Annotated in this window: 19 protein-coding genes; 10 read left to right on the top strand and 9 right to left on the bottom strand. The window is 72.0% G+C overall.

The genetic code is table 11. The features are described 5' to 3' along the window. Positions 1-11: 11 nt before the first annotated feature. A complete protein-coding gene (locus tag AB0C84_RS26275) occupies positions 12-1,055 on the bottom strand; it encodes an ATP-binding cassette domain-containing protein (RefSeq protein ID WP_361071270.1) in 1,044 nt (347 codons plus the stop codon). A 184-nt stretch (positions 1,056-1,239) separates the two neighbouring features. Between AB0C84_RS26275 and AB0C84_RS26280 the strand changes: the two genes are divergently transcribed. From AB0C84_RS26280 to AB0C84_RS26290, 3 genes are read left to right on the top strand one after another with little or no spacing between them, the layout of a single operon-like run. Next, positions 1,240-2,478 carry a macrolide family glycosyltransferase gene (locus tag AB0C84_RS26280; RefSeq protein WP_361071274.1) on the top strand — a complete coding sequence of 413 codons (1,239 nt, stop codon included), beginning with the start codon at positions 1,240-1,242 and terminating at the stop codon, positions 2,476-2,478. 53 nt (positions 2,479-2,531) lie between these two features. Next, on the top strand, positions 2,532-3,584 hold the full coding sequence (locus AB0C84_RS26285; protein ID WP_361071277.1) for an NAD-dependent epimerase/dehydratase family protein: 1,053 nt from the start codon (positions 2,532-2,534) through the stop codon (positions 3,582-3,584). Beyond that, positions 3,571-4,227, top strand: coding sequence for a hypothetical protein (locus tag AB0C84_RS26290; protein WP_361071280.1), 657 nt, complete (start codon positions 3,571-3,573; stop codon positions 4,225-4,227). The genes AB0C84_RS26285 and AB0C84_RS26290 overlap by 14 nt, the downstream gene beginning before the upstream one ends. 23 nt (positions 4,228-4,250) lie before the next feature. Here the strand turns inward: AB0C84_RS26290 and AB0C84_RS26295 are convergent, their stop codons facing one another. After that, positions 4,251-4,922: a DNA alkylation repair protein gene (locus tag AB0C84_RS26295; protein ID WP_361071283.1), complete on the bottom strand. Its 672-nt coding sequence runs from the start codon at positions 4,920-4,922 to the stop codon at positions 4,251-4,253. Positions 4,923-5,264: 342 nt separating this feature from the next. Between AB0C84_RS26295 and AB0C84_RS26300 the strand changes: the two genes are divergently transcribed. The 3 genes from AB0C84_RS26300 (at position 5,265) to AB0C84_RS26310 (ending at position 8,535) form a co-directional block, all read left to right on the top strand. Beyond that, positions 5,265-5,966: a DUF899 family protein gene (locus AB0C84_RS26300; RefSeq protein ID WP_361071286.1), complete on the top strand. Its 702-nt coding sequence runs from the start codon at positions 5,265-5,267 to the stop codon at positions 5,964-5,966. Between the two features lie 60 nt (positions 5,967-6,026). Then, positions 6,027-7,250: a cytochrome P450 gene (locus tag AB0C84_RS26305; RefSeq protein ID WP_361071289.1), complete on the top strand. Its 1,224-nt coding sequence runs from the start codon at positions 6,027-6,029 to the stop codon at positions 7,248-7,250. A gap of 151 nt (positions 7,251-7,401) precedes the next feature. Next, the gene (locus AB0C84_RS26310; RefSeq protein WP_338743103.1) at positions 7,402-8,535 is read left to right on the top strand and encodes a nucleotide disphospho-sugar-binding domain-containing protein; all 1,134 of its coding nucleotides are present in this window, start codon (positions 7,402-7,404) and stop codon (positions 8,533-8,535) included. Here the strand turns inward: AB0C84_RS26310 and AB0C84_RS26315 are convergent. The 3 genes from AB0C84_RS26315 to AB0C84_RS26325 are packed head-to-tail and all read right to left on the bottom strand — an operon-like array spanning position 8,516 to position 12,882. Then, entirely contained in the window at positions 8,516-9,754 is a 1,239-nt protein-coding gene (locus tag AB0C84_RS26315) for a DUF885 domain-containing protein (protein ID WP_361071293.1), read from the bottom strand. The two genes, AB0C84_RS26310 and AB0C84_RS26315, sit on opposite strands and share 20 nt — an antisense overlap. A gap of 33 nt (positions 9,755-9,787) precedes the next feature. After that, entirely contained in the window at positions 9,788-11,548 is a 1,761-nt protein-coding gene (locus AB0C84_RS26320; protein ID WP_361071296.1) for an ABC transporter substrate-binding protein, read from the bottom strand. Next, a complete protein-coding gene (locus AB0C84_RS26325) occupies positions 11,545-12,882 on the bottom strand; it encodes an aminotransferase class V-fold PLP-dependent enzyme (RefSeq protein WP_361071299.1) in 1,338 nt (445 codons plus the stop codon). The genes AB0C84_RS26320 and AB0C84_RS26325 overlap by 4 nt, the downstream gene beginning before the upstream one ends. A 348-nt stretch (positions 12,883-13,230) precedes the next feature. Here AB0C84_RS26325 and AB0C84_RS26330 point away from each other — a divergent pair, with 348 nt between their 5' ends. Continuing rightward, positions 13,231-14,925, top strand: coding sequence for an ABC transporter substrate-binding protein (locus AB0C84_RS26330; RefSeq protein ID WP_361071302.1), 1,695 nt, complete (start codon positions 13,231-13,233; stop codon positions 14,923-14,925). A gap of 22 nt (positions 14,926-14,947) precedes the next feature. Here AB0C84_RS26330 and AB0C84_RS26335 read toward each other — a convergent pair whose 3' ends face one another. After that, the gene (locus AB0C84_RS26335; RefSeq protein ID WP_361071305.1) at positions 14,948-15,952 is read right to left on the bottom strand and encodes a methyltransferase; all 1,005 of its coding nucleotides are present in this window, start codon (positions 15,950-15,952) and stop codon (positions 14,948-14,950) included. Positions 15,953-16,085: 133 nt separating this feature from the next. Between AB0C84_RS26335 and AB0C84_RS26340 the strand changes: the two genes are divergently transcribed. The 3 genes from AB0C84_RS26340 to AB0C84_RS26350 all read left to right on the top strand — a co-directional run bounded on the left by AB0C84_RS26340 (position 16,086) and on the right by AB0C84_RS26350 (position 19,302). Next, positions 16,086-16,844 carry a class I SAM-dependent methyltransferase gene (locus AB0C84_RS26340; RefSeq protein ID WP_361071308.1) on the top strand — a complete coding sequence of 253 codons (759 nt, stop codon included), beginning with the start codon at positions 16,086-16,088 and terminating at the stop codon, positions 16,842-16,844. Between the two features lie 32 nt (positions 16,845-16,876). Then, a complete protein-coding gene (locus AB0C84_RS26345) occupies positions 16,877-18,076 on the top strand; it encodes a macrolide family glycosyltransferase (protein WP_361071311.1) in 1,200 nt (399 codons plus the stop codon). 80 nt (positions 18,077-18,156) lie between these two features. Continuing rightward, positions 18,157-19,302 (top strand): DegT/DnrJ/EryC1/StrS family aminotransferase, encoded by a 1,146-nt coding sequence (locus AB0C84_RS26350; protein WP_361071315.1) that lies wholly within the window; start codon positions 18,157-18,159, stop codon positions 19,300-19,302. A gap of 94 nt (positions 19,303-19,396) precedes the next feature. Here AB0C84_RS26350 and AB0C84_RS26355 read toward each other — a convergent pair whose 3' ends face one another. The 3 genes from AB0C84_RS26355 to AB0C84_RS26365 all read right to left on the bottom strand — a co-directional run bounded on the left by AB0C84_RS26355 (position 19,397) and on the right by AB0C84_RS26365 (position 22,024). Next, positions 19,397-19,672, bottom strand: coding sequence for a MoaD/ThiS family protein (locus tag AB0C84_RS26355; RefSeq protein ID WP_361071318.1), 276 nt, complete (start codon positions 19,670-19,672; stop codon positions 19,397-19,399). 9 nt (positions 19,673-19,681) lie between these two features. Next, positions 19,682-20,590: an SUMF1/EgtB/PvdO family nonheme iron enzyme gene (locus AB0C84_RS26360; protein WP_361071321.1), complete on the bottom strand. Its 909-nt coding sequence runs from the start codon at positions 20,588-20,590 to the stop codon at positions 19,682-19,684. Between the two features lie 81 nt (positions 20,591-20,671). Continuing rightward, positions 20,672-22,024: a nucleotide sugar dehydrogenase gene (locus tag AB0C84_RS26365; RefSeq protein WP_361071324.1), complete on the bottom strand. Its 1,353-nt coding sequence runs from the start codon at positions 22,022-22,024 to the stop codon at positions 20,672-20,674. Positions 22,025-22,079 lie beyond the last annotated feature (55 nt).

Here is a 22,079-nt window from a genome sequence, read left to right on the forward strand (position 1 = left end):
CGCCGGCCTCCTCACTTCGCCGTCTGCTTGTCGCCGGCCTCGGCCTCGGCCTCGGCTTCGGCCTCGGCCCCGTCCACGGCCTCGGCCTTCTCCGCCTGCCCGTCGCCGGTGACCGGGTGACCGGTCAGGGCGAGGAAGACGTCGTCCAGGCTCGACTGGGCCATCGAGAAGTCGTCGAGGGCGATCCCGGCGTCGGCCAGTGCCGTGACGGCCCGGGCCGCCTGCTGCGCGTCGGTGACCCGCACCGACAGCCTGTGCGGATCGGAGTCCGCGCCCGGCTCCACGGCCAGGGTGCGGGAGAGCATCTCTTCGGCTTGGGCGCGCTGCCCGGGATCCTGGAGCCGCAGTTTCAGCGCGCCGGTGCCGATCTGGGACTTCAGCCTGCCAGGCGCGTCCTCCGCGATGACCTTGCCGTGGTCGAGGACCGCGACCCGGTCGGAGAGCCGGTCGGCCTCGTCGAGGTACTGCGTCGTGAGCAGCACGGTCGTGCCCCCGGCGACCAGGGTGCGGATGATGTCCCACACCTGGTTGCGGGCCCGCGGGTCGAGGCCCGTGGTCGGCTCGTCCAGGAAGAGCAGGTCCGGGGTGACGATGATGCTGGCGGCGATGTCGATCCGGCGCCGCTCGCCGCCGGAGCAGGTCTTCACCGGGCGGTCCGCCACCTCCGACAGCTCGAAGGCGTCCACCAGGTCGTCGGCCCGCTGCCGCGCCCCGGCCCCCCGGTGCCCGAGCAGCCGCCCCACCATCGCGAGGTTCTCCCTCCCGGTGAGGTCCTCGTCGATCGAGGTGGACTGCCCCGTGACGCTCACGCGGGACCGCACCGCGTCGGCCTCCCGCACCACGTCGTGGCCGAGCACCCGGGCCGTGCCCTCCGTCGGGCGCAGCAGCGTCGTCAGGATCCGGAGGAGGGTGGTCTTGCCGGCGCCGTTCGGCCCCAGCAGGCTGTGCACGATGCCGGTGGGGACGGCCAGGTCGACGCCGTTCACCGCCCGCGTCTCGCCGAAGGTCCTGACCAGCCCGGACGTCTCGACAGCGAGGGTCGAATTCGATCCCACGGTTGTGCCTCCCGTCGCCACCAGAAGATCAAGCTCATCCTAAAGCAGAAGCTTATATAAGTCAACGCCTAAGGAGCGTGGCCGGGCGGCGCGCGCGTGCCGGGTGATCGGCGTCTTGCTGACTTGAAAAAACTATAGTAGTGTCCGTTTTCATGGCTCATCTCGCCCGATCCGGGGAATCGTGATGCGACCACGCCACATTCTTTTCGCCGTCACCGGCGGGTACGGGCACATCCGCCCGACCTTCGGCGTCCTCGACGAGCTCTCCGCCCGGGGACACCGGATCAGCTTCGTGACCTCCGGCGACTATGTCGACGACCTGGCGAAGGTCGGCGCCCGGCAGATCCGCCACCGGTCGATATTCGAGGACGGCGTCGACCTGCCGGAGATCGTCGAGCAGGAGGACGCCGAGGCGCTGACGGTGAGCGCGTTCGTCAACGAGAACCTCGCGATGCTCAGGGCGGCGGAGAGCGCCCTGGACGACGACCCGCCGGACCTGGTCGTCTACGACATCTTCCCCCTGATCGCCGGGCGCCTGCTGGCCGCCAGGTGGCAGCGGCCGGCCGTGTGCGTCAACGGAGGCTTCGCCTCGAACGAGCACTACTCGGTGTGGGAGGCGCTCAGCGCGGTGCACGGGCACCGGCCCATAGTCGAGACCGAGACCTTCCAGCGGATGATGTCCGAGCTTCTGCCGGAATATGGCATCGACCGTTCCCCGGCGGAGTTCTGGAACGCGATCGAGGACCTGAACGTCATCTTCCTGCCGCGGTCGTTCCAGGTGAAGAGCGACACATTCGACGACCGTTTCGTCTTCGTCGGGCCGAGCTTCTCGCAGGGGCGGCTCCAGCCGGGGTGGCGTCCGCCGAACGAGGACGACGACGTGCTCCTCGTGTCCCTGGGATCGACGTTCAACGGGCATCCGGAATTCTTCCGCAGATGCGCGCAAGCGTTCGCGGGAACGCCGTGGCATGTCGTCATAGTGACGGGGAACGGCACCGACCCCAAGGCGCTGGAGCCGTTGCCGCCCAACGTCGAGGCGCACCAGTACATCTCGTTCATGGAGGTTCTCCGCCACGCGAAGGCGTTCATCCTGCAGGGCACGCTCGGCGCCACCATGGAGGCCGTCCACTGGGGCTGCCCGATGCTGTTCTTCACCGAGTACGCGGTCGAGGCCAGGCCTTTCGCCGAGCGGTCCGCCGAACTCGGCCTGGGCCATGTGCTGCGGCCCGAGCAGGTCGACGGCGCGAGCCTGGTCCGGGCGGTGGAGGACCTGGTCGCCGACGACGCCGTCCGCGGCCGGATCGCGCGGATGCGCGCCGAGGCCCGCGACGCCGGCGGCGCGGCCCGGGCCGCGGAAGTGATCGATTCGTACGCGCGGCGGGCCGCCTCCCCGTCGGGCGGCGCGTCCGGCGCCGTCCGCTGACAGGGCGGCGGTCGCCTCGTTCAGGCCGGTCGTAGCGGGAAGGCGGTACACCGATGGCGGTCGTGGTCACCGGCGGCTGTGGCTTCATCGGCAGCCACCTCGTCGAACGCCTCGCGCGGCAGGGCGAGGACGTCATCGTCTACGATCCCGCGCCGCCGCCGCCCGATCTGGACTGCGGCGGGGCCGCCGTCCGCCACGTCAGGGCCGACATCCGCGACGAGCGGGCGCTGGCCGACGCCATCGGCCCGGACGTGCACACCGTCTACCACCTCTGCGCCCTGGTCGGCGTCGACCAGTACCTCGACGACCCGCTCGAAGTGATCGACGTGGCGGTCTCCGGCACCCGCAACGTGCTGCGCTCGGCGTCCGCCGCCGGGGTGAAGGTCGTCGTCTCCAGCACCAGCGAGATCTACGGCAAGAACCCCGACGTCCCCTGGGCGGAGGACGCGGACCGGGTCCTCGGCAGCGTCGCCGCCGACCGGTGGTCCTACTCCGCGAGCAAGGCCGTCGCCGAGCACATGGTCGTCGCCTACGCCCGCCACCGGGGCCTGCGCGCCTCGGTCGTGCGGTACTTCAACGTCTACGGGCCGCGGCAGCGCCCGGCGTACGTGATCAGCAAGACCGTCCACCGGGTCCTGCGCGGGCTGCCCCCGCTGCTGTACGACGACGGCTCCCAGACGCGCTGCTTCACCTTCGTCGAGGACGCGGTGGAGGCCACGCTGCGGGTCGGCGCCGCCGAGATCGCCGACGGCCAGTGCTTCAACGTCGGCAGCGACCGGGAGACCTCGGTCGCCGACGCCGTCCGGCTGGCGACCCGGCTGGCCGGGGCGGAGTTCGCCCCGATCCGCGTGAGCACGGACTCGGCGCTGGGCAGCGCCTACGAGGACATTCCCCGGCGCGTCCCGGATGTCGGGAAGGCCAGGGACCTGCTCGGCTGGCGCAGCCGCATCCCGCTGCGGACCGGCCTCGCCAGGACGATCGCGTGGGCCCGGGAGAGCCCGTGGTGGCTGGACGCCGTCGCGGGCGCGCCCCCGCGGCCGCTGGTACCCACAGGCGTGACGACGGCCGCGGACGGCCGGAAAGCGAGGGGACATGACATCGGGTGAGACGGCGGCGACGGCCGCGGGCGCCGGCGCCCTGCCCGCCCCCGCCGCCTACATGTGCGGGCTGACCTGGGACGGCGCCCGGCTGTGGCACTCGGACCAGGACGCGGAGAAGATCTTCGCGATCGACCCGGCGACCGGGGGCGTGACCAGGACGTTCGCCTGTGACAGGGTCCGGGCGGACCTGGCCTACGACGGCGCCCGCCTGTGCCAGGTCGGCGGCCGCCCGAAGCGGATCGTCCTGATCGACCCCGACGACGGCGCGATCACCGGGGAGAAGGAGGTGCTCCCCGCGAGCGGCAGGCTGACCGGGATCGAGTTCGGGCCGGAGGGCCTGTACATGTGCCTGCGCGGTCCGACCGTGGTGCAGGTCAGGGACTACGACACGATGACCGTCGTGCGGGAGTTCCCGGCGGCGGGGGAGTCTCCCTCCGGACTCACGTACGCCGACGGCGTCGTCGTCTACGGCGACTTCGACGACGCCGTGCTCCGTGCGATGGATCCGGCGACCGGCGAGGAACTTGGAGTCCTGCCCGTTCCGGGCCGCCCGACCGGGCTGACCTGGGACGGCAGCCGTCTCTGGTACTGCGACTTCCCGGCGCGCGCGATCCGTCCTCTGGAACTGTCGGCGATCCTCTCGGACTGAACCGGACTCCCGGGCGCGGGCCCCTACTTCCCCTTCTTCCTGCCGACCACTTCGCTGATCCAGATGGGCACGAACGGAGACGTGCAGTTCGGGGGAGTGGGGTAGTCCTTGAGCACCTCCAGGCGCTCACCGATCTCGATCGCGCGGGCGCGGTGCTCCTCGTGCTTGATCCCGATGTTGCCCAGGCAGTCGTTCATCGCCCACTGCAGGCGGTCCGGCGCGTCCTTCATCTCCGCCTCGATGACGTCGAGCAGCTTGTCGAGGTCGAGGCCGTCGGGCTTGCGCATCACGCGCTCGGTGGTCAGCGCCCAGCCGGCGCTCGCGATCACCGGATCCGCGTCGTCGAGCCAGGCCAGCCGCAGCTCCTCGGAGTGCGGGCTCTTCTTCACCACGTAGTTGACGAGCCAGTCGTGCACCTTGGGGGTGCGCGCCTCGCGCAGCATCGCGTCGAGCTCGTCGCGCTCGAACGCCTTCGGGCGGCAGATCAGCGTCGCCAGCAGCCGCGCCGAGCTGTCGTCGGTCTTCCAGAGCTCGCGCGCAAGGTCCTGCTGCGTCTTCAGGCGCTTTGCGACGGCGCGCAGCTTGCTGAGATTCACGGCGTGGTCGTCGCCGCGCTTCTCGTTCACCTCGCGCGCCTTGGGGTCCTCCAGCTCGGCCAGCTCGGCCATCACCTCGGCCACCGCCGTCTCGGCCATCCCGGTCTCCTGTGCCTCGTATCGCGAGCGTCTGACTAAATTGGCATAGTTGACAATTGCCGGAATATCGAGCTTAACATGCGGTGCTTTTCCCTTCAACTCTCCCCGGTCATCGCCGAGAGGTCTTTCGCCTTCTTTATGTGGACAGTTGCTATGTGGCGGATGGCGGCGTATCGGCCGATCTCATCCCGTATTCGAGAGCGCGGAGACCGTCGCGGCCGAGTGCCCTTCCCGGCCGCCACGCCGCCGGACGAGGGCGAACCCGGCACGTCGGCGGGGTCATTATCGTAGAGTCCGTTGTCGAATTGACACGTGCCGCCGACGGACCCGAAGGGGCCAGCGATGAGCGACGACGAGCCGAAGATCCCGCCGATGTGGCCGGTTGGGGCGAGCCAGGAGTACATCGACGCGCGGATCGAACTGGCGAAGGCCGAAAGGCTGCTGCGCGACCGGGTCGAGGAGGTCGCCGCCGCGCGGCGCCGGATGCCCCGGGGCGCCGTGCTCGGCGACTACACCCTCACCGCGGGGCCGGCGGACCTCGAGAAGGACGAGCCGACCGAGCCGGTGACCGTCCGCGAACTGTTCGGCGACCGCGAGACCCTGGTCGTCTACCACCTCATGTACCACCCCGACGACGAGGCGGCGTGCCCGATGTGCTCGATGTGGGTGGACGGCTTCAACGGCGTCGCCGCGCACCTGGCGCAGCACACCGCCTTCGCCGTCATCGGGAAGGCGCCGCTGCCGAAGCTGCGCTCCTGGGCGCGGCGGCGGGGGTGGGACGAGGTGCGCGTCCTGTCCAGCCACGGCACGTCCTTCAACGCCGACATGAATGCCGAGCGCCCGGACGGGGCGCAGCGGCCCATGATCAGCGTCCTGGCCCGCGAGGGTGAGGAGGTCCGCCACTTCTACACGCTGCCGGCCGACTTCCTCGACGGCGCACAGCGCGGCATCGACCTGCTCTCCCCGGTCTGGAACGTGCTCGACCTGCTGCCCGGCGGCCGCGGCGACTGGTACGCCGGCAACGCGTACGCGGGGCGCGACTGAGCCACGACCCCGGGTCCGTTCGGTATATTTTTTCTTAGTACCGATCGATCGGGGGTCCCGATGACGACTCAGCCCGAGGACGCCGTCGGCGTGTTCCCCGTCGCCCGCGCGTGCCCGTTCAGCCTGCCTCCGGAGTACGAGCGGCTGCGATCGGGCGGGCGCGCGGTCCGCGCCCGCATGGCCGGGGGGAACTCGGCGTGGCTGGTCGCGCGGCACGAGGACGCGCGCAAGGTCCTCAGCGATCCGAGGATGAGCGTCGATCGCCGCCGCGAGGGGTTCCCCCGGTTCGCCCCCGTCACCGAGGAGGAGCGGCAGGAGTCCTTCCGCGCCTTCCGGCCGCCGATGAACTGGATGGACCCGCCCGAGCACACGGCCGCCCGGCGGTCCGTCCGCGCCGAGTTCTCGCCCGGGCGGGCGGAGGCGCTGCGCCCGCGCGTCCAGGAGATCGTCGACCGGCGGCTGGAGCTGATGGCGGCCGCCCCGCGCCCGGTCGACCTGGTGCGCGAGCTCGCGGTTCCGGTGCCGTCACTGGTGATCTGCGAGCTCCTCGGCGTGCCCTACTCCGTGCACGGCCACTTCGAGGAGCGCACCGCGCGGATGTTCAGCCACGCCACCCCGGCTGCGGAGCGCACCCGGGCGGCGCACGAGATCCGGGCCCTGCTGGCCGAGCTGGTGGCGGACAAGGAGCGCGACCCGCCCGACGACCTGCTCGGCCGCCTCATCGCCGCGGGGCGGCGGGAGGGCACGGCCGACCGCGAGGCCGTCGTGAGCATGGCGTTCGTGCTGCTCGTCGCCGGGCACTCCACCACCGCCGACATGATCGCGCTCGGCGCCCTGACCCTTCTCGAACATCCGGACCGGCTCGCGTGGATGCTCGCCGACCCGGCCAGGACCCCCCTCGCCGTCGACGAGCTGCTGCGGTTCCTGTCGGTCGTCAATGCCTCCACGGCGCGCACGGCGCTGGCGGACGTCGAGGTGGGCGGCGTCACGGTGCGCGCGGGGGAGGGCGTGGTCGTCCTCGGCCCCGCGGCCAACCGGGATCCGGAGGTGTTCGAGCGCCCGGACGACTTCGACCCTGGGCGCGGCGGCGGGCGGCACCTGGCGTTCGGCGTCGGCAGGCACCGGTGCCTCGGGCACCATCTCGCGAGGATGGAGCTGCGGATCGTGTTCGACGCCCTCTTCCGGCGCCTGCCGGGACTGCGGCTCGCGGTGCCGTTCGACGCGCTGTCGTTCAAGGAGAAGGCGAACATCCACGGGGTGCGCGAGCTTCCGGTCACCTGGTGAGGCGCCACCGCCTCCGCACCGCCGCGGATATTGAACCGGCGAAGATCATAGTTTAAATTCTTATAGTGGCGTTCGCGCGCCGGGGTGCCCGGACCGGGCGCCGTCCGGTCCTGCCGCGGGCGCGGACACGGGGAGAAGGGATCTTCCGGATATGCGTGTGATGTTCTGCTCTCACCCAGGTCTCGGGCACTTCTTCCCGCTCGTTCACCTCGCCTGGGCGTTCCGCACGGCGGGCCACGAGGTGATCGCCACGATCGCGGGACCCACCGAAGGCGCGGCGGGCTCCGGTGTGGAGATCGTCGACGCCGCGCCCGGGTTCAGCATGGAGGCCGTCAACGAGCGGCTGGCCCGCGAGCACCCGGAGTTCGTCCGGACGGTCGCGACCAAACCGGCGATCAACCTCGACGAGTGGGGGCCCGGGTTCGCCGCGATCAACCGCCCGCTGATCGACGGGATCATGGCGCTGACCGACGACTGGGGCCCGGACCTGGTGGTCTACGACCAGGGCACCACCGCCGGCCTGTTCGCGGCGGCGCGCGCCGGGGCGCCCGCCGTCCAGCGGAACGTGAGCGCCTGGCGCACCCGGGGCATGCACGAGGCGGCCGCGGCCCACCTGCCCGACGTCTGCGAGCGGTACGGCGTGACCATCTCCAAGCCGGCCGTCACCATCGAGGAGTTCCCGCCCAGCATGCTCGCCGGTGAGCGGCCGGAGGGATGGTTCATGCGCTGGCTGCCGCACAGCGGCGGATCGGTCGTCGGGGACCGGCTGCTCCAGCCGCCCGAGCGGCGGCGCGTCGCCGTGAGCATGGGCACGGTCGAGCTGCAGATGCTGGGCACCGGGACCATGCGCACGATCATCGACGCGGCGGCCGGCGTCGACGCGGAGTTCGTGCTGGCGCTCGGCGGGGTCGACATCGGCTCGCTCGGCCCGCTGCCGGACAACGTCAGCTCCGTCGGCTGGATCCCGCTGCACCACCTGCTGGCCACGTGCACCGCCATCGTCCACCACGGCGGCGGTGGGACGGCCCTGACGGCGATCGACGCCGGCGTCCCGCAGCTCATCACGCCCGACCCCCGGGACCTGTTCCAGCACACGACCCTTGAGGCGGTGCGGAAGCGGGGCATCGGGTTCGTGAGCGAACGCGAGGACGTCGACGCCGACCTGCTCACCCGGCTGATGACGGACGAGGGCATCCGCGCCGCGACGGCGGAGGTCCAGCGGGAGATGGCGACGCTGCCCACGCCCGCCGCCACCGCTCAGCGCATCATCGAGCACCTGTTCTGAGTTCCTGGGAGCCCGTGGCCGCCAGGTCGGCGCGGAGGTCGGACGGCAACAGCGGCTCGTCGAGGAGCCTCTGGTACCGCTCGACGAGGGACGTCCGGCCCGCGCCGGCGTCGAGCCACGCGCCCACCAGCCGCGGGCCCTCGATGTACGTCACCGAGTAGGCGCGCCAGAGCGGATCGGTGAGGAACCGCGTCATCCGCCGGGCGTGGTCCGGGGGCACCAGGAGCCACCGTTCCAGGTAGTCGGTGACCTCGTCGGGGTCGGCTCCGCGGTCGTGGAGCATGACGGCCGCGTCCTGGCGTGCGGGCATCAGCAGCCGGATCAGCCGCAGGACCTCCTCCACCAGCTCGCCCTCGACCCGGACGCCCGCGCCGGCGAGGATGTCGGCGGTCCAGCGGCCCCAGCCCGGGCCCGGCACCGCCGCGTCGGCCATCTCGGCGGTCCCCTCGGCCATGAGGGACTGCGGGGTGTTGACCAGCGAGATCAGGTGCTCGTCGTGCCCGGCGCCGTCGACGAGGCCGGCCTCCTTGCGGCAGTGCTCGGTGTGGTGCCCGGGGTAGGACTCGTGGATCGCCAGCAGCGGCAGCGCGGCGATGGTGCGGCCCGCCTCCGCGTTGAGCTCCACCCTCGAGCGGAACCCGCCGAGGTAGCGGTTGTAGGCGTTCCAGGGCTTGTCGTGCACCACCACGTACTCGACGCTCTCCTGCTCCGGCAGGCCGAACACCGTGCGGGTCATGGCGCGCAGTTCGCCGGACACCGCCTGCACGGCCCGTGCCAGCCGGTCCGGGGGGACGGCGTTGCGCTCGTAGAACGCCGCGGTGCGGGCGCGCAGGTCCCCGGGGCCCGGCAGCAGCGCGCCGATCGCCTCGTGGATCTCCGCGTAGCGGCCGGGGTCGCCGAGTTCGATGTCGACCTCGAAGTACGTCCGGACCTCGTCCCCGAACGCGATCTCCTCCCCGGCCATCCGGCGCGCCGCGCAGTTCAGCGCGGCGAGTTGCGCGGACAGGAACCGGCGCCGCGGCTCGGCCAGGCCGCTGTCCGGGAGCGCGGCGAGCAGCCGGGCGGACTGGGCGGCGAGCCCGGACGCGCCGGGCCTCGGCTCGGCGTCCACCCGGCGCGACAGTTCCGGGTCGCCGTACCAGGAGTCGACGAACCCGTCGGCGAGCCGGCCGAACCGCAACCCGAGTTTCAGGTACTCGGTCACCACGTCGTCGAGCATCCGCGCTCCCTGGATCGCTGTGGTCCGCCGCCGTCACCCCGCGGGATCGTCCGGCGGGTCGAGCCAGACGCCGGCGAGGTCGTAGGAATGGCCGAACGCGGGCATCGGGACGGCGCCCCGCACGCGCGGGCCGCGCAGGCGCGGGACGACCGGCCGCTGGAACAGGACGGGCACGACCGCGGCGTCCTCCAGCACCGTCCGTTCGGCCAGGTTCCAGGCCGCGGTCGACCGCGCGGGCTCCTCGATCGTGCCGAGCGCCCGCTCGATCAGGCGGTCGACCTCCGGACGGCGGTAGCGGCCGCGGTTCGCGGAGTTGCGGGAGTCGCCCGACTGGAACATCGGCTGCAGGAAGACCCGGCCGTTGGAGGGGTACCAGTCCGGCGACCACGACGAGGCCGCGACGTCCCACTCGCCCGCCGCCGCGCGGCGCGGATCACCGAGCAGGGCGTCCCGGGCGTCGTGGTCCAGCGCCACCAGCCGCACGGTGACGCCGGCCTTCTCCAGGTCGGCCGCGTACGACCGCGCGACCGCGGCGTCCAGGGTGGTGTCCAGGTGGACCGCGGTGAGCGCGAGGCCGTTCTCATGGCCCGCCTCGGCTAGCAGCGCCCGGCATTTCTGTGCGTCGCCCCGGCTTCCCGGGGTCGCGTAGAGGTCGAGTTCCTGGTGCGCGTCGTTGCCCGGAGGGACGACGGAACCGGCGATCCGCACCAGCGCACCACGGCCGGACCGGCGGTACAGGTCGGCGATCGCCGCCTTGTCGATCGCGTACGAGAGCGCGCGGCGCACCCTGGCGTCGGCCAGCGCGCCGCCCGCCCCGGGGCTCTGCACGTTGAAGACGAGGTACGGGTCGAGGGAGAGGCCGAGGCCGTCGCCCGGATCGGCCGGCTCGGCGTCGTGCGGCTCGGCGACCGGCCCGCCCCACGGCAGGTCGGCCGCGCCCGACGCGATCCGCTCGGCGACCTGTTCCGGCGCCGCGTCCTCGACCGTGACCTCGACGCCGTCCAGGTACCGGTGCCGGAGGGGATCGGTGTCCTGCCGCCAGACGGGGTTGGGTTCGAGGCGCAGCTCGCGGCCCGGCACGAGACGGACCGGCCGGTACGGCCCATTGCTCCGGAGGTTCCGGTGCAGTTCCGGGCTTCCGGGCAGGAACGCGTCGTACTCGGCCGGGGCGGGCGACGCGCACGGCAGGGCCATGATGGCGGCGAAGTCGATGGCCGGCCGCATGAGCTCGATGACCAGCGACTCGTCGTCCAGGACGAAGACGCCGGGGATGTCGTGGGAGTTCTGGAAGGCGGCCAGTTCCTCGGCGGTCGGGTCGTCGCGGCGGACCGCGGCGGCGTAGTCCTCGCAGTACTGCGCCATGCCCCTGATCGTGCTGGTGAAGTAGGGCAGGGCGGCGGGCCTCGTGAGCGGGTTGGCCAGCCGCTTGAGCCCGCGCACGACGTCGTGCGCCGTGACCTCCCGCGCGGGCGCGGTGTCCCAGAGGACGCCGCGGCGCAGGTGCACCACGTAGTTCGTGTGCCGCGCGCCCATCCCGGTGTTGTAGGTGGACGGGACGTCGGTCGCGAGATCGGGCGCCGGGGCGATCGCCCGCCAGTCGCGCAGGTCCGGCGCGGGGGCGTAGCCGAACAGCTGCCGGGCGAACAGCCTGATGATCTGGTCGGCGGGCGCCTGGTGGGAGGCCGAGGGGTCGAGGCGGTGCACGGGGGCCGGGCCGTGGAGGCGGAGCGTCCCGCCGAGCCGCGGCCGATCCCCGCTCCACGGGACGGTCTGGGGGCGGTCGGAGACGGTCATGACATCTCCTCGCCGATGCGGGCCATGATGCCGATCGCCCGGTCGATCTCCTCGCGGGTGTTGAACAGATGGGTGCAGACCCGCGCCGCGTAGTGCTGGTGCGGCGAGTCCGGGACGTCGAACTCGGTCCACCGGATCCAGATGCGGTGCTCCCGCTCCAGCCGGTCGGTGAACGCGGTGAACTTCTTGATGTTCCAGGCGGCCTCGGGGTCGCGGAACGGGTTGAAGGCGATGAGGGGGGACTTCAGCAGCGGATCCTCGCCGGGCGAGAAGATCGACTCCTTGCCGAAGGCCTCCACGAGGCGCCGCCGGGCGTGGTCGCCGAGCTCCATCGCGCGCCTCTCGATGCGGTCCCGGCCGATCTCGTCCCAGATCTCGCAGGCCCGCGCCAGCGCGGCGCCCCTGGCGATGCTCGCGCTGCCGGCGCTCTGCACGTACAGGGCGGTGTCGTCGCTCTCGACCGACGTCCTCGTCCGCGGCGGGGGACTGCCGATCATCGGGTACCAGGTGGAGATCACCGGCCAGAACGTCGGCAGCGGCAGCGGGTTGTACTCGGGGAAGACCTTGTTGCGCAGGTAGAGGATGCCGGTTCCCAGCGGGCCGCACTGGAACTTCGAGCCCGAGCAGGCGATGAAGTCGGCGCCGAGCGCCCGCATGTCCAGGTTCACGAGGCCGGGCAGCAGCGCGCCGTCGATCACGGTGGTCAGGCCGTGCCGCTGCGCCAGCTCGCACAGCCTGCGCATCGGCATCATCGTGCCGGTGAACAGGGTGATCCCGGCGAACGCGAGCACCTTGGTGCGGGGGGTGATGGCCGCCTCGAACAGCTCGACGATCTCGTCGGCCGTGACGTCGTAGCCGGTCGGCATGGTCAGCGTCTTGATCGTCAGGCCGTACCGGTTCCGGACGAGGTTGAAGTTGGAGAGCACCGAGTAGCACTCGTGGCTCGTGGTGATCACCTCGTCGCCCTCGTGGAGGTCGAGCCCCTGGATGATGCGGGCGACGCCCTCGGTGGCGTTGTGGCAGATCACGATCTCGTCCTGGTCGACGCCGAACGCCCTGCCGATGAGGGCGCGGTGCTCGTAGTAGCCGGACGGCTTGTAGACGTCGGCCAGCCCGCCCGTCCACTCGCGGGTCACCCGGTCCATCGTGTCGAGCACGTCGTAGGGCATCGCGCCTACGGTGCCGGTGTTGAGGTGGGTCGTGGTCGGATCCAGGGCGAACAGTTCGCGGATGCTCTCCCACGGCGCGTCGCGGAGCCGCCGCGGCGATCCGCCGTTCGCCGTCCCGGCCGGGTCCGGGACGCTGCGCTCGCCGGGCTTCACGGACTGTGTCACGAGTGACCCCCTCCACCGTGCGGATGACCAGTCGCCCCCACAATACAATATGTTTTTGAAGTTATCTGGCCATGGGTCGCGGATGCGGGCATTCAGCGCGCCAGGGTCGGGATCGCGTGCCGTGTCCCGTTCACGTGGGTGCTGACCACGGAAGATGCGGTTATGTGCAGGGCCTCGGGGATGGCGGAGAGGGCGTCGGGCTCGGCTGCGGGAGACGCAGGCGAGGGGCTGTGGTTGGACCCGAGATCCCTCTAGTGCTTTAAGAAGAGATGGTAATCTTCGGCGTGGGACAGGTGGGGCGCCGGCGGTGGCCGCGGGGCCCGGTGACGTGCAGGGAAGGTGATCGGTGTGGAGCCTCGTTACGGCGGTACCCTCCGCTACTTCGGGCCTGGCGGAATGGACCATGTCGATCCTGCGTGCGCCTATTACGCCTTTTCGCACCAGATCATCAGGCTGTTCGCGCGGCAGTTGTTCGGCTACCCGACGGCCGTGGACGAGACGGCCCTGACCCCGGTCCCCGACGTCGCCGCGGAGTCGCCGACGGTCGCCAACGGCGGGATGAGCCCGGACGGGCTCGTGTACCGGATCCGACTGCGCCCGGGCGTCATGTGGGACACCGACCCGCCGCGCGAGGTCACCGCGGAGGACTTCGTCCGCGGCTTCAAACGGATGTGCAACCCGGTGGCCGGCGCCGGGGCGATCGCCTACTACACGAGCACGATCCGGGGGATGGCCGAGTTCGCCGACGGCTACCGGAGGGAGTTCGCCGGACGGACCCCCTCGGCCGCCGACCTGGCCGGCTACCAGAACGCGCACGAGATCTCCGGGCTGCGGGCCGACGGCGACCGCACCCTGGTCGTCGAGCTGGTGCGGCCCGCCAACGACCTGCTGAACCTCCTGTCGATGATGTTCGCGTCCGCGGCGCCGCGCGAGTACGACCGGTTCGTCCCGGACAGTGCCGAGTTCGTCGCGAACGTTCGCTCCAACGGCCCGTACCGCCTCACCGGCTACGAGAACGGCCGGTTCCTGACGATGGAGCGGAACCCGGTGTGGCGGCAGGACACCGATCCGCTGCGGCACCAGTACGTCGACGGCCTCGACGTGCGGATGGCGCGCGTCGACGACGACCGGGTGCGGGAGGCGATCCGGAGCGGGGAGGCCGACCTGTCGTGGGGCGCGCCGGTCATCAGCGAGGACCGCCGCCCCCCGGACGCGGACCGGCATCTCGGGTACGCGATGAACCCCTACCTCGTGTTCAACATGAAGAGCCCGAACGAGGGCGGGGCGCTGCGCGACGTCAGGGTGCGCAGGGCCGTCGCGTACGCCGTCGACAAGGCCTCCATGGTCAGGCTGCTCGACGACATGGATCTGGGGACGGTGACCCGGACGGCGCACACGGCGATCCCGCCGGGCAACTTCGGGCACCGAGAGTACGACCGCTACCCGACGCCGGGGGACCACGGCGATCCGGCGAAGGCGCGGGCGCTGCTCGCCGAGGCCGGGTACCCCGACGGCCTCACCCTCAAGGCGCTCTACCGCGCCGACGCCCCGCACGCCGACATCGCGCGGTACTACGCCGCCGACCTGGAGAAGGCGGGGTTCACGGTCGAACTGCGGTTGATCAGCCAGCCCGACGAGTACTACCGGTTCCTGCAGAACCCGGCCATGGCCGAGGCCGGCGAGTGGGACGTCACGGCGGCGGCGTGGACGCCCGACTGGTTCGGCAACAACGGCCGCGCCTACGTCCAGCCGATGTTCCAGTCCAACTTCGCCGCCGGCACCAGCAACTACGGCGGGTACCGCAACCCCGAGGTCGACCGGCTCATCGAGGAGGCCCTGTCCGAGCGGGATCCGGTGCGCGCGGAGGAGTTGTGGCACCGGATCGACCGGCAGGTCATCGAGGACGTCGCGATCGTGCCCGTCCTGGCCTGCGAGCCGACCATCCCCCACATGACCAGCGCCCGCGTGCGCAACGGCCTGCCGCTGCCGCAGGTGGACCGCTGGCTCGACGCGGCCTGCATCTGGCTCGACCCGCCCGGCTGACGCGGCGGGCGGCGGGCCGCGGTCAGCGCGGCACGCCCTCGGCGATCGACATGACCGAGGCGGTGGGCAGGACGCGGGCGAGCCGCAGGCCGGCGGCCTCGAACAGCGGGTGCAGTTCCGCCTCGGTGCGCTCCCGCCCGGTGCGCGCCGCGAGCATCATGAAGTCCATCGGCTTGCTCTGGTGGGCCTCGTTCCCGGCCGGGACGATCGCGTCGACGGCGAGGACCCGCCCGTCCGGCTTCATCGCCCGGCGGCAGTTGCGCAGGATCGCCACGCACTTCTCGTCGTCCCAGTTGTGCAGGATGCGCTTGATCAGGTACACGTCACCGGCGGGGACGGAGTCGAAGAAGTCCCCGTCGGCGACCTGCCAGCGGCCGGCGATGTCGCCGCCGTCCAGCAGGTGGTGGCCGAGCACGTGCTCCTCCTGGTCGAGGAGGACGCCGTGCAGCCCGGGGTTCGCTCGCAGCACGGCGCGGAGGAATCCGCCCTTGCCGCCGCCGACGTCGACGACCGTGCCCGCCGGGGGGAACGCGTAGCTCCCCGCGACGAGGGCGTTCTCGGCCTCGGAGACCATCGCCATCCCGTCGTAGAAGAGCGCCTCGGTGTCGGCGTTCTCCGCGAAGTATCCGCCGATCGTCGTGCCGAAGAGCTGCTCGAAGGTCGTCGCCTCGTCCCGGGCGACGGTCGCGGCCTCGTGGCTGACGGTCCAGAACATCCGGTCGGTGAACATCAGGATCCCGGCGCGGGCGGACATCGGCGCGTCGGCGCGCAGCGCGTCGCCCCTGGCGGTCAGCCGGAACCGCCCCGGCTCGTCCTCGTGGACCACGTCCCGCGCCGCGAGCAGGCGCAGGATCCGGTACAGCGCGTCCTGCCCCGTTCCGGTGGCGGCGGCGAGCTCGGCCGTCGTGCGCGGGCCCGCGGCCAGGTGGTCGGCCACACCGAGTTCCGCCGCCGCGCGCAGCGCGGCGGAGTAGGTGAATCCCATCGCCTCCTCGAAGAGGAAGAGCGCGGACTGCTGCGCGTCCATCGGCCCCCTGCTCCCTTCCGGCGGCGGTCCGCCGTGCTCGACCCGGCCCATTACTTACTCTATGAATATAAAGTAACTGTGGTCGCGAGCAACGGTGAGCGGCCCCGCGCCGATCCATCGTGGAGGATCCCTGATGAGCTACGGAGCGGCGCACGCCGAGCTCTACGATCCCGTCTTCCGCAGCCGCGGGAAGGACTTCGCGGGGGAGGCCGAGGGGCTGAACCGGCTGGTCCGGTCCCGGTTCCCGGGAGCGCGCACCCTGCTCGACGTCGCCTGCGGCACCGGCGCCCATCTGGAGCACCTCGCCGGGTACTTCGACCGCGTGGAAGGGCTCGACCACTCGCCCGCCATGCGGGAGGTCGCGCGGGGGCGGCTGCCCGGGGTCGCGGTGCACGGCGGCGACATGCGGGACTTCGAGCTCCACCGCACCTTCGACGTGGTCATCTGCATGGGCAGCGGGCTGGCCGAAGCGGATTCCCCCGAGCAGGTGGCCGACTCGGTCGCCAGGATGTCGGCGCACCTCGCGCCGGGCGGGGTCCTCATCGTCGAACCGTGGTACTTCCCTGACAACTTCCTCGACGGGCACGCCGCCGGGCACCTGTTCCGGGACGACGGGCGGGTGGTCTCGCGGCTGACGCACTCGGCGAGGCACGGGGCCAGGAGCCGCGTGGAGATCCGGTTCACGGTCGTGGACTCGTCCGGGTTCAGGGAGTTCACCGATGTGATCGTCAAGTACCTGCTTCCCCGCGAACGGTACGAGGCCGCCTTCGAGCGGGCGGGCTGCGCCGTCGAGCTCGTGCCCGGCTTCTCGCTGGCCGACGGCCGGCCGAACGGCCCCGGGCTCTTCGTCGGCGTCCGCGCCGGGGGAGCGGACCCGGACGTCAATACTTGACTTTAATATAGTTATGGCTCGATGCTACCGCCATGCGGAGCGCAGTGGCCCACCGGATCGCCCTCGTCAACGTCGCCAACCACGGCAGCGTGCTCCCCACCCTGCCGGTGGTGTCGGAGCTGGTCCGGCGCGGGCACGAGGTCGGTTACGTGACGTCGCCGGAGTACGCCGGGCCGGTCGGGCGGACGGGCGCGACGGTGATCCCCTACGCATCGGGGGCCTCCGGCGCGGCCGAGGCGTTCGCGGACGACGACCCGGCACGGCCGCACCTGCTGTACCTCGCCGAGAACGAGGCGATCCTGCGGGCGGCGCGTGCGCACTACGCCGAGGACGTGCCGGACCTGGTGCTGTACGGGGAAGTGCCGATCATCGCCGGCCAGGTGCTGGCCGCCGCCTGGAAGCGCCCCGCGTGCCGGATCAACCCGGGCTTCGCCTCCAACCACGCCTACTCCTACTCGCGGGAGATGATCGAGGAGACCGGCGGCGTCGACGAGCGCACGCAGGGCGTCGTCGGCGCGAAGCTGGCCGCCCTGCTCGCCGAGTACGGCCTCCAGGACCGGGCCGGGGAGTTCGCGGACCGCGTCGAGGACCTCAACCTGGTCTTCATCCCCCGCGAGTTCCAGATCGCGGCGGACACCTTCGACGAGCGGTTCGCCTTCGTCGGGCGCTCGGCCGCGCGCGAGGAGCGGCCCGGCGCGTGGCGGCCCCCCGAGGACGGCGCGCCGGTGGTGCTGATCTCGCTGGGGACGACCTTCAACGACCACCCCGACTTCTACCGGCAGTGCGCGGAGGCGTTCGAGGGCGCGCCGTGGCACGTGGTGATGGCCCTGGGGGACCGGGTCGACGCGGGCGATCTCGGCCCCCTGCCCGCGAACGTCGAGGCCCACCGGTGGGTCTCCCTCCCCGCCGTGCTCGAACACGCGCGCCTGCTCGTCACCCACGGCGGCATCGGCGCCGTGATGGACGCCCTGATCGCGGGCCGGCCCATGGTCGTCGTGCCGTTCACGTTCGACGTCAAGCCGATGGCCCGGCGGGTGGGCGAGCTGGGGCTGGGGACGGTGGTCCCCGCGGAGGAGTTCACCGGCGCGCGGCTGCGCGAGGCGGTGGAGGGGCTGGCGGGCGACCGGGCCGCGCTGGAGCGGGTGCGCCGCATGCGGGAGCACACGGCCCGGGCCGGCGGCGCCGCCCGCGCCGCCGACGTGATCGAGGAGTATCTCGCGCGGGGGCGTTGACCGGCGCGAAGGGCGAACCGTAACTTTAAAAAACGATACTGATACGGGTCGGGCGTCGTCCCCACGAGAAGGAGTCCGCGATGATTCCGCTGTTCAAGGTCGCGATGGCGCCGGACGCGCTCGGCCGGATCTCCGAGGTGCTCGGCAGCGGCCGCCTGGAGCACGGGCCCAAGATGGCCGAGTTCGAGGCGGCCCTGGCGCGGCGCCTCGGCAACCCGCGCGTCCTCGCGGTCAACTGCGGCACCTCCGGCCTGCACCTCGCGCTCAGCATGGTGGCCGACCCCGACCGGTTCCCCGCGGCGGCCCAGCCCTCCGGCGGGGCCGGCCCGGGCGAGGTGCTGAGCACGCCGCTGACCTTCGAGGCCACGAACTGGCCGATCCTCGCCCACGGGCTGCGCGTGCGCTGGGTCGACGTCGACCCGGCCACGCTGACGATCGACCTCGACGACCTCGCCAGGAAGATCACGCCGGCCACCCGGGCGATCGTCGTCGTCCACTGGCTGGGCTATCCGGTGGACCTGAACCGGCTGCGCGAGATCGTCGACCGGGCGGAGGAGGCCCACGGATTCCGCCCCCTGGTGATCGAGGACTGCGCGCAGGCGTGGGGCGCGACCTACCGCGGGTCGCCGCTCGGCAACCACGGGAACGTCTGCGTGTACAGCTTCGGCGCCATCAAGATCCTCACCTGCGGGAGCGGCGGGCTGATCGTGCTCCCCGACGAGGACCTGCACCGGCGGGCCCGGCTGCGCCGCTGGCTCGGCATCGAGCGGCAGGCCGACCGGGTGCACGGCGACTACGACGTCGCCGAGTGGGGCTACCGCTTCCCGATGAACGACATCTCCGCCGCGATAGGACTGTCCAACCTGGAGATCGTCGACGGCCTGCTCGCCAGGACGCGGAGGAACGCCGCCTTCTACGACAAGGAGCTGTCGGGGATCGCGGGCGTCGAGCACACCGAGCGGGCGGACGACCGGGAGCCCTCGTTCTGGGCGTACCCGCTGAAGGTGGCGGACCGCACGTCCTTCATGCGGAAGATGGCCGACGCCGGGATCATGACGAGCATCATCTCCCGGCGCAACGACGCCCACAGCTGCGTCGCCGCGGCGCGCGGCGAGCTGCCGGGCCTGGACCGCGTGCACGACCGCGTGGTCTACGTGCCCGTCGGCTGGTGGCTGTCCGAGGAGGACCGCGCCCACATCGCCGACACGATCCGGTCGGGCTGGTGACGGCCGCGGCGGGCGGGACCGGGCGGGACGCCTGGGCTGTGTTTCAAAGTCCCGGCCCACTTCGCTCGCCTGGCGGCTCGCTACGTGACAGGCCCTAGCCTCCCGCCAGCGGCGCGATGATCTCGACGCGGCTGCCGGGGGCGAGCTCGACGTCGTCCGCGGGCGTCGTGCGGGGCACCTGCTCGCCGTCGACGAGGAACAGGTGGTAGGGCAGCAGCTCGCCGGCCGGGGAGTAGAGCCGGTAGCCGGCCTCCGGGTGGGAGCGCACGAACGTCTCCAGGAGCTCGCGCAGGTTGGCCGCGGGCAGCTCCGAGCGCACCTTGCCGGAGGTCACGTTGTGCCAGCTGCCGGGGACGATGAGATGGGGCATGGGGCATCCTCACGGGTCGCGGACGCATCGGAAACCACTGGCGAAGCAGGCCCATCCGGTCGGATCGCCGTGCAGGCGCTCGCTGGTCCGGGCCTGGAAGCGCAGGTTCATCCAGGAGCCGCCGCGGATGACGCGGAAGCGGTCCATCACGCTCAGCAGCGACTCGTCGCAGTCGGGCGACGGGCCGTAGAGCCGGCTCGGCGAGGCCGTCCACTCGTAGACGTTGCCCGCCATGTCCGCCACCCCGTACGGGCTGTCGCCGTGCGGGCTGAAACCGCCGACCGGCGTGGTCAGCGGGATCGGGCCCCCGTCGCTCTGGAGGGCCTTCCACCACGCGCGCCACTCGGCGGCGCTGCGGGTGGCGTCGCCCAGCCGCAGCTCCGTGGTGTTGGTCCGCTCGCGGGACCATTCGTCGCCCCAGGGCCACAGCCGGTACTCGGGGCCGCGGGCCGCCAGCTCCCACTCAGCCTCCGTCGGCAGCCGCCCGCCCGCCCACGCGGCGAAGGCCTCGGCGTCCTCGACCGCGATGTGGACGGCGGGGTGGTCGTCCGGCGGGACGTAAACGACGTCCCGCCCTGCCGGACGGCGCCAGGACGCGCCGGGAGCCCCCTGCCAGTAGTCGGCCCCGTAGACCAGGCTCCAGCCGCGGCGCTCGGCGACCGTCCGGTACCCGGTGGCCTCCACGAACGCCGCGTACCTGCCGGAGGTGACCGGGTAGCGGTCGATCAGGAACGGCGCGACCTCCACGAGCGTCTGCGGGGTCTCGTCGCGGAACCACGGGGTGGGGAAGGGCTGGTCCTGCTCCGCCAGCCAGTCGATCACCCATTCCGGCGAGCCGAGCTGGAAGGCCGCTCCTTCGACGAGGACCGGTTCCGCGGCCTCCACGTCGCCGCGCATCGCCGTCTCGTGGTCTGCCACAGCGCCGTCCCGTAGACGAGGGTTCTCAACGAGCAGAAACTATATAAATATATAGCATCTGTGCGCCGGGCGTGCCACGGCTCACCGCCCGATCCCGCGGTAGCCGAACCCGAGGCCGCGCAGCCGCCGGATCGTCTCCGGCCGGTAGTGCATGCGCCCGTCGAAGATCAGGCACGGCATCGCGACCCGCCGCCGCAGCCGCTCCAGGTCGAGGTCGCGGAACTGCCGGTGCCCGGCGAGGAGGGCGACGGCGTCGGCGTCCCGCACCGCCTGGTCGAGGTCGTCGACGGGGAAGCCGCCCACCTGCGACCGGATGAGCTCCTTCTCGGCGAGGGGGTCGAAGACCCGGACCTCCGCGCCCGCCGCCAGCAGGGCTCGGACCACCCCCGTGACGGGGGTGTTGCGCAGGTCGCCGGTGTCGTTCTTGAAGGCCGCGCCGAGAACGGCGATCCGCGCCGAGGCCAGGTCCTTGCCCATCTTCGCGAGGCCGTCCCTGAGGACCTCGTAGGCGTACTCGGGCATGGCGTCGTTGACGCGCCGCGCCGTCTCCACCGTCCGCAGCCGGACGCCGCGGTCGCGGGCGGTGCGCCAGGTCATCCACGGGTCCTTGGTCAGGCACGGTCCGCCGACGCCCGCGCCGGGCCGCAGGATGTTGACCCGCCCGTCCCCCTTGGGCAGCGAGTTCGCCGCGGCGATCACCTCCATCACGTCGACCTCGAACAGCGCGCAGAACCGGGCCAGCTCGTTGGCCATCGCGACGTTCGCGTCGATCCACCAGTTGTTGGCCAGCTTCACGATCTCGGCGATGTCGGCCGTGGGCACGATCCGGACGGGCACGTCCAGCGCCGCCTTCCAGAACCGGGCCGCCGCCGCCGTGCTGCCGGGGCCGCACCCGCCGACGACGACGGTGAGCTCGCGCAGCTGGGCCAGCGCGTCCCCCTCGGCCAGCCGCTCCGGGCAGTAGGCGAGGCCGAAGTCCCGGCCCTCCGCCAGGCCGCCGCTCTCCAGCAGGGGGACGACCAGCGTGCGCGTGGTCCCCGGGGCGACGGTGCTCTTGAGGATGACCAGCTGGCCGGGCCGCAGCCGGGGTGCGAGCTGCCGGCACACCTCTTCGAGCTGCGAGGTCAGCAGGGCGCCGTTCCCGTCGACGGGCGTGCCGACCGTGATGAGCACGACGTCGGCGTCCTCCAGGGCGTCGTAGTCGGTGGTGCACGCCAGCCGCCCGCTCGCGACGAGCGGGGCCAGCGCCTCGGCCAGCCCGGGCTCGGGGACCGCGCGGCGGCCGGCCCGCAGCCCGGCGATCATCGATGCGTCGCTGTCGATGCCGACGACGCTCATGCCGCGCTCCGCCAGCGCCGCCCCGAGGCACGAGCCGATGTAGCCGAACCCCAGGATCGCGATCCGCGGGCTGGGAGAGTCTGACAGGAATTCCATGGTCGCCTCCGACGCCGCCGGACATAGTTACAATATATTACTAAAGTGATGTTGT

This window comes from Actinomadura sp. NPDC048955 (assembly GCF_040649435.1).
Taxonomy (GTDB): Bacteria; Actinomycetota; Actinomycetes; order Streptosporangiales; family Streptosporangiaceae; genus Spirillospora; species Spirillospora luteofluorescens.

What these genes read in the sequence shown, in the direction of transcription:
- AB0C84_RS26280 (WP_361071274.1), top strand. Translation starts at nt 1,240, where the DNA reads ATGCGACCACGCCACATTCTTTTCGCCGTCACCGGCGGGTACGGGCAC.
- AB0C84_RS26285 (WP_361071277.1), top strand. Translation starts at nt 2,532, where the DNA reads ATGGCGGTCGTGGTCACCGGCGGCTGTGGCTTCATCGGCAGCCACCTC.
- AB0C84_RS26290 (WP_361071280.1), top strand. Translation starts at nt 3,571, where the DNA reads ATGACATCGGGTGAGACGGCGGCGACGGCCGCGGGCGCCGGCGCCCTG.
- AB0C84_RS26295 (WP_361071283.1), bottom strand. Translation starts at nt 4,922, where the DNA reads ATGGCCGAGACGGCGGTGGCCGAGGTGATGGCCGAGCTGGCCGAGCTG.
- AB0C84_RS26300 (WP_361071286.1), top strand. Translation starts at nt 5,265, where the DNA reads ATGAGCGACGACGAGCCGAAGATCCCGCCGATGTGGCCGGTTGGGGCG.
- AB0C84_RS26305 (WP_361071289.1), top strand. Translation starts at nt 6,027, where the DNA reads ATGACGACTCAGCCCGAGGACGCCGTCGGCGTGTTCCCCGTCGCCCGC.
- AB0C84_RS26310 (WP_338743103.1), top strand. Translation starts at nt 7,402, where the DNA reads ATGCGTGTGATGTTCTGCTCTCACCCAGGTCTCGGGCACTTCTTCCCG.
- AB0C84_RS26315 (WP_361071293.1), bottom strand. Translation starts at nt 9,754, where the DNA reads ATGCTCGACGACGTGGTGACCGAGTACCTGAAACTCGGGTTGCGGTTC.
- AB0C84_RS26320 (WP_361071296.1), bottom strand. Translation starts at nt 11,548, where the DNA reads ATGACCGTCTCCGACCGCCCCCAGACCGTCCCGTGGAGCGGGGATCGG.
- AB0C84_RS26335 (WP_361071305.1), bottom strand. Translation starts at nt 15,952, where the DNA reads ATGGACGCGCAGCAGTCCGCGCTCTTCCTCTTCGAGGAGGCGATGGGA.
- AB0C84_RS26340 (WP_361071308.1), top strand. Translation starts at nt 16,086, where the DNA reads ATGAGCTACGGAGCGGCGCACGCCGAGCTCTACGATCCCGTCTTCCGC.
- AB0C84_RS26345 (WP_361071311.1), top strand. Translation starts at nt 16,877, where the DNA reads ATGCGGAGCGCAGTGGCCCACCGGATCGCCCTCGTCAACGTCGCCAAC.
- AB0C84_RS26350 (WP_361071315.1), top strand. Translation starts at nt 18,157, where the DNA reads ATGATTCCGCTGTTCAAGGTCGCGATGGCGCCGGACGCGCTCGGCCGG.
- AB0C84_RS26355 (WP_361071318.1), bottom strand. Translation starts at nt 19,672, where the DNA reads ATGCCCCATCTCATCGTCCCCGGCAGCTGGCACAACGTGACCTCCGGC.
- AB0C84_RS26365 (WP_361071324.1), bottom strand. Translation starts at nt 22,024, where the DNA reads ATGGAATTCCTGTCAGACTCTCCCAGCCCGCGGATCGCGATCCTGGGG.